A 13,729-nucleotide genomic window follows, 5' to 3' on the forward strand; every position below is an offset into this window, starting at 1 on the left:
TCACACGTTGGTAGACGCGCGGTCAACAAGTCGCGCACAGGGGATTGACTGCCTTGCTGACAGGCAGTCTCATAATTCATGACCGGAAACCTGACCGCCGGTAACCCCTGTGCGAGGTGCCTTCAGCCATGACGACCGTGACCGACGAGGACATCCGGGCGCTGCGCGACGCGCTCGGCCCGCTCAAGGACCGCGAGCAGGTCGCGGTCCGCCTGCTCGAGGCCTCGGCCAAGCACTCCTTCGATCCGGACACCGAGCTCGACTGGGACACCGGCGCCGAGGACGGCAAGTGGTTCTGGCCGCCCGAGCTGGTCTCGCTCTACGACACCCCGCTGTGGCGGAAGATGTCCGAGGAGCAGCGGATGGACCTGGCGCGCCACGAGGCGGCGTCACTGGCCTCGCTCGGCATCTGGTTCGAGATCATCCTGATGCAGCTGCTCGTCCGGCACATCTACGACAAGTCCGTGACCAGCAAGCACGTCCGCTACGCGCTCACCGAGATCGCCGACGAGTGCCGGCACTCCATGATGTTCGCCCGCATGATCGAGTGGGGCGGGGCGCCCGCCTACCCGGTCCCCCGGCGCTACCACAACCTGGCGCGGGTGCTGAAGACCATCTCCACCACCCCCGGTTCGTTCGCCGCGACCCTGCTCGGCGAGGAGATCCTGGACTGGATGCAGCGGCTCACCTTCCCCGACGAGCGCGTCCAGTCGCTCGTGCGCGGCGTCACCCGCATCCATGTGGTGGAGGAGGCCCGGCATGTGCGCTACGCCCGCGAGGAGCTGCGCCGCCAGATGGTGACCGCGCCGCTGTGGGAGCGGCGGCTGACCCGGCTCAACTGCGGTGAGGCGGCACGCGTCTTCTCCGTCTGCTTCGTCAACCCGCAGGTCTACGAGAACGTCGGTCTGGACCGTCACGAGGCCGTGGCCCAGGTGAAGGCCAGCGGTCACCGGGCGGAGGTCATGCAGACGGGGGCGAAGCGCCTCACCGACTTCTTCGAGGACATCGGCGTGCTCAACGGGGTGGGGCGCAGGCTGTGGAAGAGTTCGGGCCTGCTGGCCTGAGGCCGCTCCCCTTCCGGGGAGACCGCTTAGGCTTCGGAGCATGACCTCCGCACCCGCAGCATCGCCAACCCGCGCGTACCGACGCCTGGGTGTCGAGGAACGCCGCGCCCAGCTGCTGGGCGCGGCCCTCACCCTCTTCGCCCACCGGGCGCCGGACGACGTGTCGATCGACGAGGTGGCGGCCGCCGCCGGGGTCTCCCGTCCGCTGGTCTACCGCTACTTCCCGGGCGGCAGGCAGCAGTTGTACGAGGCGGCCCTGGGGTCCGCCGCCGAGCAGCTGACGCTCTGCTTCTCGGAGCCCGCCGTCGGCCCGCCCACCGAGAGGGTCAGCCGGGTCCTGGACCGCTACCTCGGGTTCGTCGACCAGCACGACGCGGGGTTCAGCGCGTTGCTGCGCGGCGGCAGTGTGGCCGAGACCTCGCGCACCTCGACGATCGTGGACGGTGTGCGCCGGTCGGCGGCGGAGCAGATCCTGCTCCACCTGGGCCGGGGCGGGGGGCCGGCGCAGGAACCCGCCGGGCCTCGCCTGCGGATGATGGTGCGCACCTGGATCGCCGCCGTGGAGGCGGCGTCCCTGATCTGGCTGGACGAGGAGAAGCAGCCGCCGGCCGCCGATCTGCGGGGCTGGCTGGTCGATCATCTGATGGCCCTGCTCGCGGTCACCGCCGCCTCGGACGAGGAGACGGAATCCGTGGTGGCGGAACTCCTGGCCCAGGAGACCGCGGACGGCCCCGCCGGCCGGCTCGCGGCTCTGATCGTCCCCGTGGCGGGGCACGCGGCGCACCTGCTGTCGCCTGAGTGACACTGGCCGGGTGAAAAGCGAGAACACGCCCTTCCGCGGCGGCCCCCTGGACGGCAGGGTCCTGCCGATCCTGCTCGGACCGACCGGCCATCCGCCCAAGTGGTACGAGGTCCCGGTGCCGGACGCCGACGGCGGCCCGGCCACCGTCTACGCCTACCGCCGCGCTCCCGCGGGTTATTCGAAGCGGCTGGGGCTGCAACGCGGCTGGATCTACGAGTTCGCCCCCGGAGGCCGGGAGCGCTTCACCCCCAAGTGGCCCTGGAAGAAGCCCCGCAGCGCGTCCTGAGCCGCATCCGCGCACGCGCCCGTAGGATCGGCGGTCCGGTGCCGTGGGCACGGTCACGAGGGGGGTGCGCCATGGAGGCGCTGCGTCAGGACGATCCACGCCGCTTCGGCCCGTACACCACGCTGGCGCGTGTGCGCGAGAGCGCCGTGGCCGTGCACTTCCTCGCCCGGGGCGCGGACCGTGACGGCCTCGCCGTGGTGACGGCCGCCCGGCCCGCCCTCGCCTCCGTGCCCGCCTTCCGGCGGCGCTTTTGGTCCGAGGCGCGCACCGCCGAACGGCTGGCCGGCGGCCCGGTTCCGCGGCCGGACGTCTCCCCCGAGGGCGACGGCCTGTGGACGGCCACGGCCTACGTGCCCGCGGTGACGCTCTCCGAAGCGATCGGGCTCGCGGGTCCGCTGCCCGAGCGCGCGGTGCGGGTGCTGGGCGCGGGTCTGGCCGGGACGCTCTCCCGGGTGCACGCGTCCGGCGCCGTGTTCCAGGGGCTGGCTCCGGGGACGGTGCTGGTGGCGGAGGACGGCCCCCGGCTGACCGCGTTCGGACCTCTGGGGGCCGCGGCCCACGCCGAGGCCCGCGAGGGCGGGCAGTTGTCCGTACGCCTGGGTTATCTCACCCCGGAACAGGTCGAGGGCCAGGAGGCGGGCCCGGCCTCGGACCTCTTCGTACTCGGACTGCTGCTGGCGTACGCGGCCACGGGGACGACCCCGCTCGCCGACGGGCCGGCGGAGGAGGCGGCCGAGCGGATCGCACACGGCTCCGCCGAACTCGGCTCCGTGCCGGTCGGGTTGCGCGCCCTGATCGCCGGCTGCCTGTCGAAGGACCCGGCCGGCCGGCCCACGGCCGGATCCGTCGCCGCGGAACTCGCGCCGGAGGGCGCGGCGGACCGCGCACAGGGCGGCTGGCTGCCCGCGGTGCTCGCGGCCGCCGTGACGGACCAGGCCGCGCGGGCGCGTGCACTGGAGCCGCCGGCCGGGCCGGTGGACGACGGGCCCCGGGTGCCTCCCGTGGAGGACCGGACGCCCACGGACGCGGTGCCCACGGGCGCGGCGCTCCCCGACGGCGGCGCTCCCGGACACGTGGTCCCTCCCGGCGGCGGCCACGACGGGGACCCCGACGAGGACAGCCGGACGACGCGGTTCCTGGGCACCGGTGCGCGCACCCCCCGGTCCGACCGGGCGACGGCCCAGCTCACCCTCCCCGAGGAGGTGACGAACACCGCGCCCCCGCGCCTCCCGGCGGCAGTCCCCCCACCCGCGCAGCCGTACGCGCACCCGGCCTTCACCGCTGCGCCTCCGGCCCTGCCCGCCGCCGCGCCGCCCGCGGCGGCACCGCGCACGGGGCCGGTCACCGGCCGGCGGGCGCTGCTCACGGCCGTCGCCGCCGGCGCGGCGGGGCTCGTTCTGGGCGGGGCCGCCGTGGCGGCCCTCGGTTCCGACGGATCCGCCTCGGCCACCACCGACGAGAAGCCGGCCGCCGAGCCCCGGCCCGCCCTTCCGGGCCGGCCGCCCGAGCCCCGGTGGACGTACGCCCGGCCGGCGAAGGCACCGGCCCCGCTCACCGCCGGCGTCTGGCAGGACAGGCTGCTGGTGCTCACGGACACGGCCGGGGCGACCGCCGTCGACCTCAGGACCGGCCGGAAGGTCTGGGAGCGCGCCGACGCCGCCGGGGCGCAGAGCGTGCTGACGGCCGGGGAGGACCTCTGCTTCCTGGCGGCCCCGACCGAATTCCTCTGGCTGTCACCGGAGGACGGGCGGATCCGGCACCGGGTGCGCTTCGCGGACCAGTTCGACGGCGTACCGGACATGAAGGTGGCCCCGCTCACCGGACAGTCGGGCTCCGTCCTCTGGTTCACGGGCTCCCACACGGTCACCGTGCGGGCGCCGAAGCCGAAGAAGGGCAAGAAGCGCGGCAAGGACACCCAGGTCGTCAAGGCGTACTTCTTCGCCTACGACGTCGTCCGCCGCGAGGAGATCTGGCGCGTCGCCGTCCCCGCGGGCCGGGCACCCGGAACCCCGGCCTACCGGCTGATCGCCGCCCGGAACGCCGACCTCGTCGTACGGCAGGACGCGGGCACGCTCACCCCGGCCGACGTCAGGGCGGGCCAGGGCAAGGCGGTCTTCCGCTGCTTCGACCGCACCACGGGCAAGCCGCTGTGGAACCGGCGGTTCGGCACGGTCGCGCCCGGCGGCGCGGCGGCCGGTGACCAGGAGGGGCGTCTGTTCGGCGCGGTGGGCGACGATCTGGGGGCCTTCGAGACGGGGAGCGGGAAGCCTCTCTGGACGCTGAACGGAACGGCGTCGTCGGTCTTCGGTACGCCGGTCGCGGCCGGGGCGCTGCTCCACACCACGAACCGCGACCAGGAGGTCGGGGCGGTCGAACGGGCCACCGGAAAGGTGCTCTGGCGACGGTCCACCGAGGTCCCGGCCGGTGACGGCTGTCCCGCGCTCACGCTGAGCGGCAGCGGGAGGACGCTGCTCGCCGCGGACGCCTCGCAGGTGACCGCGTTCGCCGCGGCGGACGGGCGCAGGCTGTGGAAGTTCCAGGACATCGGCGCCCCCGCCCCGGAGGGGGCCGCGGTCACCGCCCCCTACCGGGTCCTTGCCACCGGGAAGACCTCCGTCGTCGTCCAGCGGGAACGGGCATTTTATGCGTTTCCCGTGGAGTGACCGCCCCGGCGTACGCCGTTCGGGGCACGCCCCGGAGCGGCACGCCGGACGGTCCTTGCATCACCCGGGGCCGGGTGACCGGATGGACGACATCCGAGCACTTGTGGGGTTGTCCGATTAATCGGCATCACCCCTGACACCGGAGGTGATCTCGTGTGGGGCAGAGTCGCACGCGCCCTCTGCACGGCCGCGCTGGCCGCGGCCGTCGCCGCCTCCCCCGCGGTCGCCGAACCGTCCGGACCGGAACCCGCGCCGGCGCCCGGGCCGGCTCCCAGGAGTGTGGCGGGGCTGTTGAAGCAGCTGCAGACGCTGTACCGGAACGCCGAGGAGGCGGGCGAGCTCTACAACGGCACCGAGGAGGAGCTGCGGAAGCGGACGGCCGAGGTCCGCAAGCTGCGCGGCGAGGTGACCGAGGCCCGGGCGGCCCTGGAATCCGGCCGCCGGGACGCCGGACGGCTGGCACGTGACCAGTACCAGGGGCGCACCGACTTCTCCCTGTACCTGCGGCTGCTCCTGGCCGACGACCCGGCCCGGGCCCTGGAGCAGAGCCATGTCATCGAGCGCGCCCAGGCCGGCCGGTCGGCCGTGGTCGACCGGCTGACGGGGGCGGAGCGGCACGCCGAGGTGCTGGCGGCCAAGTCCCGGGCGGCACAGGACCGGCAGCGGGAGCTCGCCGCACTGCGGAAGAAGCAGCACGACACCGTGCGGTCCCGGCTGAAGGCCGTCGAGGTGATGCTGGCCTCCCTGTCGGCCGAGCAGCTCGCCGCCCTGTCGGCGCTGGAGGAGAAGAACATCGGCGAGGCCCAGGACACGCTCACCGCCTCGGGGGCGCTCAGCTCGGTCCGCCCGCCGTCCGAGGAGGGCGGGAAGGCCGTCGCCTACGCCGTCGAGCAGCTCGGCAAGCCCTACGTGTGGGGTGCGGAAGGGCCCGAGACGTACGACTGCTCCGGGCTCACGTCGCAGGCCTGGTCGGCGGCGGGCCGGGACATCCCGCGTACGTCGCAGGAACAGTGGCGCCGACTGCCGAAGGTGCCCCTGGGCTCGCTGCGCCCCGGTGACCTGGTGGTCTACTTCCCGAAGGCGACCCATGTCGCGCTGTACATCGGCGACGGTCTGGTGATCCAGGCGCCCAGGCCCGGAGCCACGGTGAAGGTCTCGCCACTGGCCTCGAACCCGCTGCTGGGCGCCGTCCGGCCCGACCCGGGCAGCGAGCCACTGGCCGCGTACACCCTGCCGGAACTGCCCACGGACGCCACCTCGGGTCCGGACACCGGATACGACGCCCCGGACACGTGAGAGCCGGGCCCCCGTCCGTCCGCTCGTGCGTGACGGAAGGGGGCGGCCCGGCTCTCGTACCCGCTGTCAGCCCTGGGCGCCGGTGAGCGAGCCCAGGTACGCGTTCGTCTTCTCCGGCTCGAAGAAGAAGTTGTCGAAGTCCGCCGGGTCGTTGAACCCGTTGGCGAACCGGTCGGCGGCCGGCTGGAGCTGGCCGGACGCGCCGATCAGGTTCAGGACGTGCTCCGGCGGCGGGCCGAGCATCGCGTTCGTCCACTTCACGACGTGCTGGGTCTTCTCCCAGTGCCGCTCGAACGTGGCCTCCATCCACTCCTCGTCGAACGGGCGGTCGCCGTGTTCGAGGATCGAGTGCAGGTAGGAGTGCGCACACTTGGACGCGGTGTTGGAACCCTGGCCGGTGATCGGGTCGTTGGCCACGACCACGTCGCCGACACCGAGGACCAGGCCGCCGCCGGGCAGCCGGCCGACGGGCTTGCGCACGGTCGGGGCGTAACGGCCCGCCAGCGTGGCGTTGGCGTCGGTCAGCTCGACCTTGGTGGCGCGCGCGTACTCCCACGGGGTGAACTTCTCCATGAGTTCCAGCGTCTTGGCCAGGTGCTCCGCGGGGTCCTTGATGCCCTGGAACGCGTCGAGCGGCCCGCCCGGGACGCCTTCCCAGAACAGGATGTCCGCACGGCCCGACGTCGTCAGGGTCGGCATGACGAAGAGCTCGCCGACCCCCGGGACCAGGTTGCACCGCACCGCGTCGAACTCCGGGTGCTCCGGGCGCGGGCCCAGGCCGTGGACGTACGCGACGGCGAGGGCGCGCTGCGGGGTGTCGAACGGCGAACGGGAGGCGTCCCGGCCGAACATGGAGACGAGCTCGCCCTTGCCGGCGGAGACCATCACCAGGTCGTACGTGCGGGAGAAGTAGTCGAGGTCGGAGACCGCGGCGCCGTGGATGACGAGCTGACCGCCGCGCTGGGCGAAGGTCTCCATCCAGCCGGCCATCTTCACGCGCTGGTCGACGGACTGGGCGTACCCGTCCAGCTTGCCCACCCAGTCGACGACACGCGAGGAGTCCGGGCCGGCGACCGAGACGCCGACGCCCTCGATCCGCGGGGCCTGGGACTCCCAGAAGTTGAGCTGGAGGTCGCGCTCGTGCTGGAGAGCCGTGTGGAACATGCACTGCGTCGACATGACCCGGCCGGTGCGGATCTCGTCGGCGGTGCGGTTGGACATCAGGGTGACTTCGTACCCGTTGGACTGCAGTCCGAGGGCCAGCTGGAGACCGGACTGACCGGCTCCGACTATGAGTATCTTCCGCATCGCGGTTCTCCGTTACGTGTTCTGGAAGTGCGTCTTCGTTACTCGGGGGAGACGGCGAGTGCGTGGCCCACCAGGGCGAGCAACGACTCGACGACGGTGATCCTCTTACGCGCATCCATGATCACAAGGGGTACGTGCGGAGCGACGGACAGGGCCTCCCTGACGTCGTCCTCGTCGAAGCCGGGGGTGCCCTCGAAGTGGTTGACGGCGACGATGTAGGGGAGGCCGCAGCTCTCGAAGTAGTCGAGCGCGGCGAAGCAGTCGGCGAGGCGCCGTGTGTCCGCCAGGACGACCGCGCCGATCGCACCGCGCACCAGGTCGTCCCACATGAACCAGAAGCGCTGCTGCCCGGGGGTCCCGAAGACGTACAGGACGAGGTCGTCGTCCAGGGTGAGCCGGCCGAAGTCCATCGCGACGGTCGTGGTGACCTTGTCGGGCGTGGCCGTGAGGTCGTCGGTCTCCTCGCTGGCCTGCGTCATCAGCGCTTCGGTCTGCAGGGGGTCTATCTCGGAGACCGAACTGACGAAGGTCGTCTTGCCCACGCCGAAGCCGCCCGCCACCACGATCTTGGTGGCGATCGGCGCGCGCGTGTGGTCGAGCTGCCAGGCCTGCACCGACTCGTCGGGCTTGTCCTGCGGACCCCGCTGGCGCGGAGTGAAGAGCGGCGCCTCAGAGACGGCGGAGTCCATTGAGCACCCTTTCGAGCAGTGCGCGGTCCGGCTGGCCGGTGCCGTGACCGGTTCCGTAGACGCGGATCTTTCCCTGGTCGGCCAAGTCGCTGAGCAGCACCCGGACGACTCCGAGCGGCATCTTCAACAGGGCGGAGATCTCCGCGACCGTACGCATACGGCGGCAGAGTTCGACGATGGCGTGGAGCTCCGGCATGACGCGCGAGGCGAGATTGCCGTTGGTGAGCTCCCGGCGCTCCTCGGGCGCGTCCAGCGCGGCGACGAACGTCTCGACGAGCAGGACGTGGCCGAAACGGGTGCGGCCGCCGGTGAGGGAGTACGGGCGGACCCGCGCGGCCTTGCGGGCGGCACCCCTGACGGGGAGTTTTCGTACGGGTTCAGCAGCTGACGTCACTGGGTGCTCTCCATCGATTTGCGCAGCTCGCTGCGGAGTTCGGGGGTGAGTACGTGTCCGGCGCGGCCGACGAAGAGCGCCATGTGGTACGCGATGACGCTCATGTCGCAGTCGGCGGTGGCGTGCACGCCGAGCAGGGAGCCGTCACTGATCGACATGACGAAGACACTGCCCTCGTCCATCGCGACCATGGTCTGCTTGACGCCGCCGCCGTCCATCAGCTTGGCGGCGCCGATCGTGAGGGACCCGATACCGGAGACGATGGTGGCCAGGTCGGCGCTGGAGCCCTTGGGGCCCGTCTGCCGTCCCGCCGCCTTGGCCGTCGCGAGGCCGGGGTCCGAGGAGAGCAGCATGAGCCCGTCCGACGAGACGACGGTGACCGAATGGACCCCTGGCACCTCCTCCACGAGATTGCTCAGCAACCAGTGAAGGTTCCGGGCCTCGGTGCTCAGCCCGAATGTGCTGGGCGCAGTCAACTGCGTGCCTCCTCGACTGTGTCCCCCGTCTCATCGATGCGACCGTCGGTACGGTCGTGGTCGGTCTGTGGGCCGCTGTCGGAGATCTCCGTCTCGACGTCGCGGCGGCCGTCCTTCGCTCCCTGATGGAAGCCGCCGAGCCGACGGCGCAGTGCCTCCTTGTCCAGGCTGCCCTTGCGCTCGGTGGGCGCGGTGGCCTGCGGCTCGGAGATCCTGGGGGTGCGCTTGGGCAGCCCCTTGTCGGTGAGGCGCTCGGGCACGGGTGCCGGGTCGGGCACCTCCTCGCCGAGACCGGTCAGCGGCTGCCGGGGGCCCGGAAGGGCGTCCGCGGCCGGAGCGGATGCCGGTGCGGGATCCGTCGCGGGGCTCGTGTCGGCAGCACGCTCGTGCCGGTCGGGGCCGATGGCGTACGGGCTCGGTGCGTCCGGCTGCACGGGCAGCCGGACCTGCATCGTGGTCTCGGCCTCGGACTCCTCGTGGTGCGCGGGCTCGCCGGCCGGGTCGGTCTCCGGGGCGGCGGGGGGTTGTGGCGTCGCGGACTCCGGGGCCACGGGCTCGGGCCCGGGTGCGGCCGGTTCCGGTGTCCCGGGCTGCGCGGGCGTGTGCTGCGGGCCCGCCTGCTGCAGGGTGCGCTCGGCCGCCTCGATCAGCGGGTCCGCGCCGGGGAGGGCCGAACGCGTCGGCAGCGCGTTGGAGTTCGCCTCGGCGACCGAACCCGGGAGGTTCAGCGCGGGGGCGTCCCCGGGCAGCGCCACGGACGGCGGGGAGGAGACGGGCGGCACCTTGGGCAGCAGCGCCTGCGGAAGGACGACGACCGCGGTCACCCCGCTCCCCTTCTGCTCGCGCAGCTGCACCTGTACGCCGTGGCGGGCCGCCAGCAGCGAGATCACCTGAAGACCCAGCCCCGCGCCGTCCGCGGCCTGTTCACCGGCCTCGAAGGTTGCGGGGTCGGCCAGCCTGGCATTGAGCTCGCCCATCCGGACGGCCGACATGCCGATGCCCGCGTCCTGTACCGAGAGCATCACCTCTCCGGTCTCCAGCAGCCATCCGGAGAGCTCGACATGGGAGTCGGGCGGGGAGAAGGAGGTCGCGTTCTCCAGGAGTTCGGCGACCAGATGGCTCACGTCGTCGGCGGCGAAGCCCGCGATCCGGGCGTGCGGCGGCAGGGACTGGATGGTGACCCGCTCGTACCGCTCGATCTCGCTGACCGCGGCGCGCAGTACGTCGACGAGGGGGATCGGGCCGACGTGTCCCTGGTTGTGATCGGTCCCCGCGAGGACCAGCATGTTCTCGCTGTGGCGCCGCATGACGGTGGCCATGTGGTCCAGCTTGAAGAGGGTCGCGAGACGCTCGGGATCCTGCTCGCGCTCCTCCATGCCCTCGATGACGCCGAGCTGGCGCTCGACGAGGCCGAGGGTGCGCAGCGACAGGTTCACGAAGGTGTGGTGCACGGTGTTCCGGAGCCGTTCCAGCTGCCCGGTGAGTTCCGCCACCCGGGTCTGGAGCTCGGCCCGCTGGAGCGTGAGTGCCTCACGGTCGGCGGCCGGTTCACCGTGCTCGCTCTGCACGCTCCCGAGCCGGCCGGTGACGTCGTGCTGCAGTCCGTGCAGCTTGCCGTGCAGGGCGTTGATGGAGCGTACGACCTGGGCGAACTCGTCGTTGCGCCCGGTGTAGCGGATCGGTTCGGCGGTCTCGGGCTCGGCGGCGATACGGCCGGCCCCGATCCGCAGGACCGCGAGAGGCTGGGTGAGGGTGCGGGCGACCGCCGTGGAGACACCGACGGCGACCAGCAGGCAGCCGCCGAGCAGGGCGAGGCGGAGCTCCAGCGCGGTGACGTCGTCGTCGCGCAGTGCCTCCAGCCGCTTGACCTGCGCCGTGCCCAGCGCGGACTCGACCCCGCGCATGCGGTCGATACGGGCGGACAGCGCCGCCTCGACCTTCTTGGGGTCGGCCTCCCGGTCACTGTCCGACAGTTCGGGGCGGTCGGTGAGCCGGGTGAGGTACTTCTCCGCCCCGGTGACCTCGGGGCCGGTGACCGTGGAGGCGAGACTGTCCCGTGCGGAGGGGCCGGCGGCCTGGTCGAACTCGGCGAGGGAGGCGAGTTCGCGCACCCGGGCCTGCTGGGCCGCGGCGCTCAGCTCGTCGCGGGTGCGGTCGCCCTCGCTGTCCCCCGAGTCCTGGCCCTGGACGGGCAGACCGGTGAACGGGTCGGTCTGCTGCTGCGGCTCCGTACCGGGTACGGCGAGCGCGGCCAGCAGCAGTCCCCGTGTGGCGGAGGCCTGTTCGACGGCGGTGCCGAGGGCGAGCGGGGCGCGGGTGGCGTCGGCGGCGCGCGGCGGGGTCTTCTCCGCGAGTTCGTCGGCGAGGTCGTGCAGCTTGGCGATGACCTCGGAGTACGCCTGGTAGGCCTCCATCGCGGAGCCCTTGCCGGTGAGGGCGGTCCTGCGGAGGGAGGGGATGGCGGAGAGGTCCCTGCGCAGCGCCGCGGGGGCGGCCTCCAGGATCTCGTCCACCTGCTGGTCGACACGGGCCGCCGGACTCGTGGTGCCGTCCTTGCCGTCGCCCTCCTCACGGCCGCCCGCGATGTGGGCGGTCACCTCGTCGCGCTCGTCCGCGAGGGAGTGCGCGAGGGTGATCGCCTGCTGGTTCAGCTCGGCGAGCGTCACCAGGCGCTGGGACTCGTTGAGGTCCGAGGACGCTCCCAGGGCCGCCGGGGCGCCCGCCGCGATGACGGTGATCCCTACGACGGCAACGCCGGCGACGAGCCGGCTGCGTACCCGCACGGTCCGCTTGGAGGCACCCGCTGCCTGAGGCGCCGCCCCGGACTCCTCGCGCGTGCTGTCCTTGCTCCGAGGCCGCTTCTTCTGCACCGGTGCTCGCAATCTTGACTCGTCCGCCCTTGAAGCAGAGGTGACGCACGGTCACGTGAAATGGGCACCCCGCCCTGATGTGCACCGTACGGCTTCCGACCATTCCAGCGCTTTTGAGAGGGGGCCGTGCATCAACCGCTCCGCCACTCGAACGAGTGAACCGCAATCCGGAGTTGGCGAACAAGTCTCCCCAGTGGCGCCGCACGGCATGCACGGGTGGCCGGGTGGAAGTTCGGGCCAGGCTTTGGGAGTATGCCCGCCCGCATATGCACCGAGCACGGGATCGCGCCACCCAGGGCCATCTGACCTGCTCGTACGGCCCGGCCGAGGAGCGTGCGGGCACCGTGAAGACATCGTGCAGACTGACCGGATGCGTATCGAACTCGCCACCGCGCCGGGCAGCTCCGAACGCCCCAACGAGGACTGGGCGTCGACCGCCGTCCCCGCAGCAGGACGGGGTGGCGCGCTCGTCCTGCTGGACGGGGTCACGCCACCACAGGACGACGACGGCTGTGTGCACACGGTTCCCTGGTTCACCGCGCGGCTCGGCGGGGCCCTGGTCGAACTGTCCGCTTCGCGAAGGGATCTGACGCTGTCCGAGATCCTCGCGGAGTCCATCCGGCGTACCGCCGACGCACACCGCTCCTCGTGTGACCTTTCTCACCCGCGCACGCCTCAGGCAACCGCGGTCCTGGCGCGTTGGGATCAGGAGAGGGTCGAGCACCTGGTGCTCTCCGACTCGGCCCTGCTCGTCGAGGCGCCCGACGGCACGGTCCGGCCGCTCCTCGACGACCGTCTCGACCGGCTGCCCCCGGGCCTGCTCGCCTCGGAGGAGATCGCGGACACGCGTGCGCGGAACAAGGAGGGCGGATTCTTCACGGCGGCCGCCGACCCTCTGGTGTCGTCACGCGCGGTGACCGGCGAGACGCCGCGGCAGGAGGTCCGGGCCCTCGCGGCGCTGACCGACGGGGCGAGCCGCTGGACGGAGAAGTTCCGGGAGGGCGACTGGACGGACACCGTGAAGGTGCTGCGCCAGGAGGGGCCGCAGGGGCTGATCGACCGCGTCAGGGACCTGGAGCGGGCCGACGTCGACCGCGTGCACCTGCGTCGCGGCAAGAGGCACGACGACGCCACGGCGCTCCTCGTGGAGCTGTAGCCGCCGGCGGGGCGGCTCACCCCGCCCGGGTCACTCCTCCGCGCGCTCGTTCAAGTGGTGCAGGAGGCGGGCGAGTTCCGCGACCTCCCCACGGTCCCAGCCCGCGAGCTTGCGGGCGTACCGGCCACGCCGGGCGTCACGGACGCTGCGGAAGCGCGCGAGGCCGTCGTCCGTGAGGTGGACGAGCGACGCCCGGCCGTCCGCCGGGTCGGTCTCCCGTGCCACCAGCCCGAGGCCCTCCAGGGCCCGCAACTGGCGGCTCATGGTCGCCTTCCCGACGCCGAAGTAGGCGGCGAGATCCGTGGCGCGCTGCCGTCCAGCGGACTCCAGCCGCACGAGGAGTCCGTAGGCCGCGGCCTCCAGGTCCGGATGGACCTCGCGGGCCATCTCCCCGGAGTTGGCCCGCGCCCGGCGGAGGAAGACCGCCAACTCGCGCTCCAGGGCCAGGAACTCATGGTCCACACCAGTTCCGGCCGTCGCGCCCGGTTCACCGCCGTTTCCGCTCCCGTGCACGTCAGCACCCCTCATACGCTTTCCCGCCGATGAAAGTTTCTTTCAACTGGGGCCATCGCCGCAGTTGGGCCAGTATTTCGCAGGCGTAGACCTCCGGCAGTGGCCGGACCCCCTTCCGGAGCACGGGTCTACGTGCGTAGCTTCATGAGTGCCATGAGTGGCATGTCCACACCACGGCGCACGCACCGCAGGAGTGTCCCGCACCCGCTCCT

Annotated in this window: 12 protein-coding genes; 6 read left to right on the forward strand and 6 right to left on the reverse strand. The window is 72.5% G+C overall.

What is annotated here, in order from left to right; genetic code table 11:
- Nucleotides 1-128 precede the first annotated feature (128 nt).
- From IA22_RS0112485 to IA22_RS0112505, 5 genes are all read left to right on the forward strand, one after another.
- Nucleotides 129-1,064 carry an AurF N-oxygenase family protein gene (locus tag IA22_RS0112485; protein ID WP_014154089.1) on the forward strand — a complete coding sequence of 312 codons (936 nt, stop codon included), beginning with the start codon at nt 129-131 and terminating at the stop codon, nt 1,062-1,064.
- A 40-nt stretch (nt 1,065-1,104) separates the two neighbouring features.
- Entirely contained in the window at nt 1,105-1,866 is a 762-nt protein-coding gene (locus IA22_RS0112490) for a TetR/AcrR family transcriptional regulator (protein ID WP_014154090.1), read from the forward strand.
- A 10-nt stretch (nt 1,867-1,876) separates the two neighbouring features.
- A complete protein-coding gene (locus IA22_RS0112495; RefSeq protein WP_014154091.1) occupies nt 1,877-2,152 on the forward strand; it encodes a hypothetical protein in 276 nt (91 codons plus the stop codon).
- A 71-nt stretch (nt 2,153-2,223) separates the two neighbouring features.
- Nucleotides 2,224-4,815, forward strand: a complete 2,592-nt coding sequence (locus tag IA22_RS0112500) for an outer membrane protein assembly factor BamB family protein (protein ID WP_030123640.1) — start codon at nt 2,224-2,226, stop codon at nt 4,813-4,815.
- A gap of 153 nt (nt 4,816-4,968) precedes the next feature.
- Nucleotides 4,969-6,111 (forward strand): C40 family peptidase, encoded by a 1,143-nt coding sequence (locus IA22_RS0112505; protein ID WP_030123641.1) that lies wholly within the window; start codon nt 4,969-4,971, stop codon nt 6,109-6,111.
- 66 nt (nt 6,112-6,177) lie between these two features.
- On the opposite strand, the gene IA22_RS0112510 is transcribed toward IA22_RS0112505, so the two are convergent.
- The 5 genes from IA22_RS0112510 to IA22_RS0112530 are packed head-to-tail and all read right to left on the reverse strand — an operon-like array spanning nt 6,178 to nt 11,848.
- Nucleotides 6,178-7,419: a styrene monooxygenase/indole monooxygenase family protein gene (locus IA22_RS0112510; RefSeq protein ID WP_014154094.1), complete on the reverse strand. Its 1,242-nt coding sequence runs from the start codon at nt 7,417-7,419 to the stop codon at nt 6,178-6,180.
- Nucleotides 7,420-7,457: 38 nt separating this feature from the next.
- Nucleotides 7,458-8,108 (reverse strand): GTP-binding protein, encoded by a 651-nt coding sequence (locus tag IA22_RS0112515; RefSeq protein ID WP_014154095.1) that lies wholly within the window; start codon nt 8,106-8,108, stop codon nt 7,458-7,460.
- Entirely contained in the window at nt 8,089-8,502 is a 414-nt protein-coding gene (locus IA22_RS0112520) for a DUF742 domain-containing protein (RefSeq protein WP_014154096.1), read from the reverse strand. The genes IA22_RS0112515 and IA22_RS0112520 overlap by 20 nt, the downstream gene beginning before the upstream one ends.
- Nucleotides 8,499-8,978 carry a roadblock/LC7 domain-containing protein gene (locus IA22_RS0112525; protein WP_014154097.1) on the reverse strand — a complete coding sequence of 160 codons (480 nt, stop codon included), beginning with the start codon at nt 8,976-8,978 and terminating at the stop codon, nt 8,499-8,501. Before IA22_RS0112525 ends, IA22_RS0112520 begins: the two co-directional genes overlap by 4 nt.
- Nucleotides 8,975-11,848 carry a sensor histidine kinase gene (locus tag IA22_RS0112530; RefSeq protein WP_030123642.1) on the reverse strand — a complete coding sequence of 958 codons (2,874 nt, stop codon included), beginning with the start codon at nt 11,846-11,848 and terminating at the stop codon, nt 8,975-8,977. The genes IA22_RS0112525 and IA22_RS0112530 overlap by 4 nt, the downstream gene beginning before the upstream one ends.
- Nucleotides 11,849-12,218: 370 nt before the next feature.
- Between IA22_RS0112530 and IA22_RS0112535 the strand changes: the two genes are divergently transcribed.
- Complete coding sequence (locus tag IA22_RS0112535) at nt 12,219-13,004, forward strand: protein phosphatase 2C domain-containing protein (RefSeq protein WP_014154099.1); 786 nt, start codon at nt 12,219-12,221, stop codon at nt 13,002-13,004.
- Between the two features lie 30 nt (nt 13,005-13,034).
- Here the strand turns inward: IA22_RS0112535 and IA22_RS0112540 are convergent, their stop codons facing one another.
- Nucleotides 13,035-13,532: a MarR family winged helix-turn-helix transcriptional regulator gene (locus IA22_RS0112540; RefSeq protein ID WP_202435436.1), complete on the reverse strand. Its 498-nt coding sequence runs from the start codon at nt 13,530-13,532 to the stop codon at nt 13,035-13,037.
- Nucleotides 13,533-13,729 lie beyond the last annotated feature (197 nt).

The organism is Kitasatospora papulosa (assembly GCF_000717245.1).
GTDB lineage: Bacteria > Actinomycetota > Actinomycetes > Streptomycetales > Streptomycetaceae > Streptomyces > Streptomyces papulosus.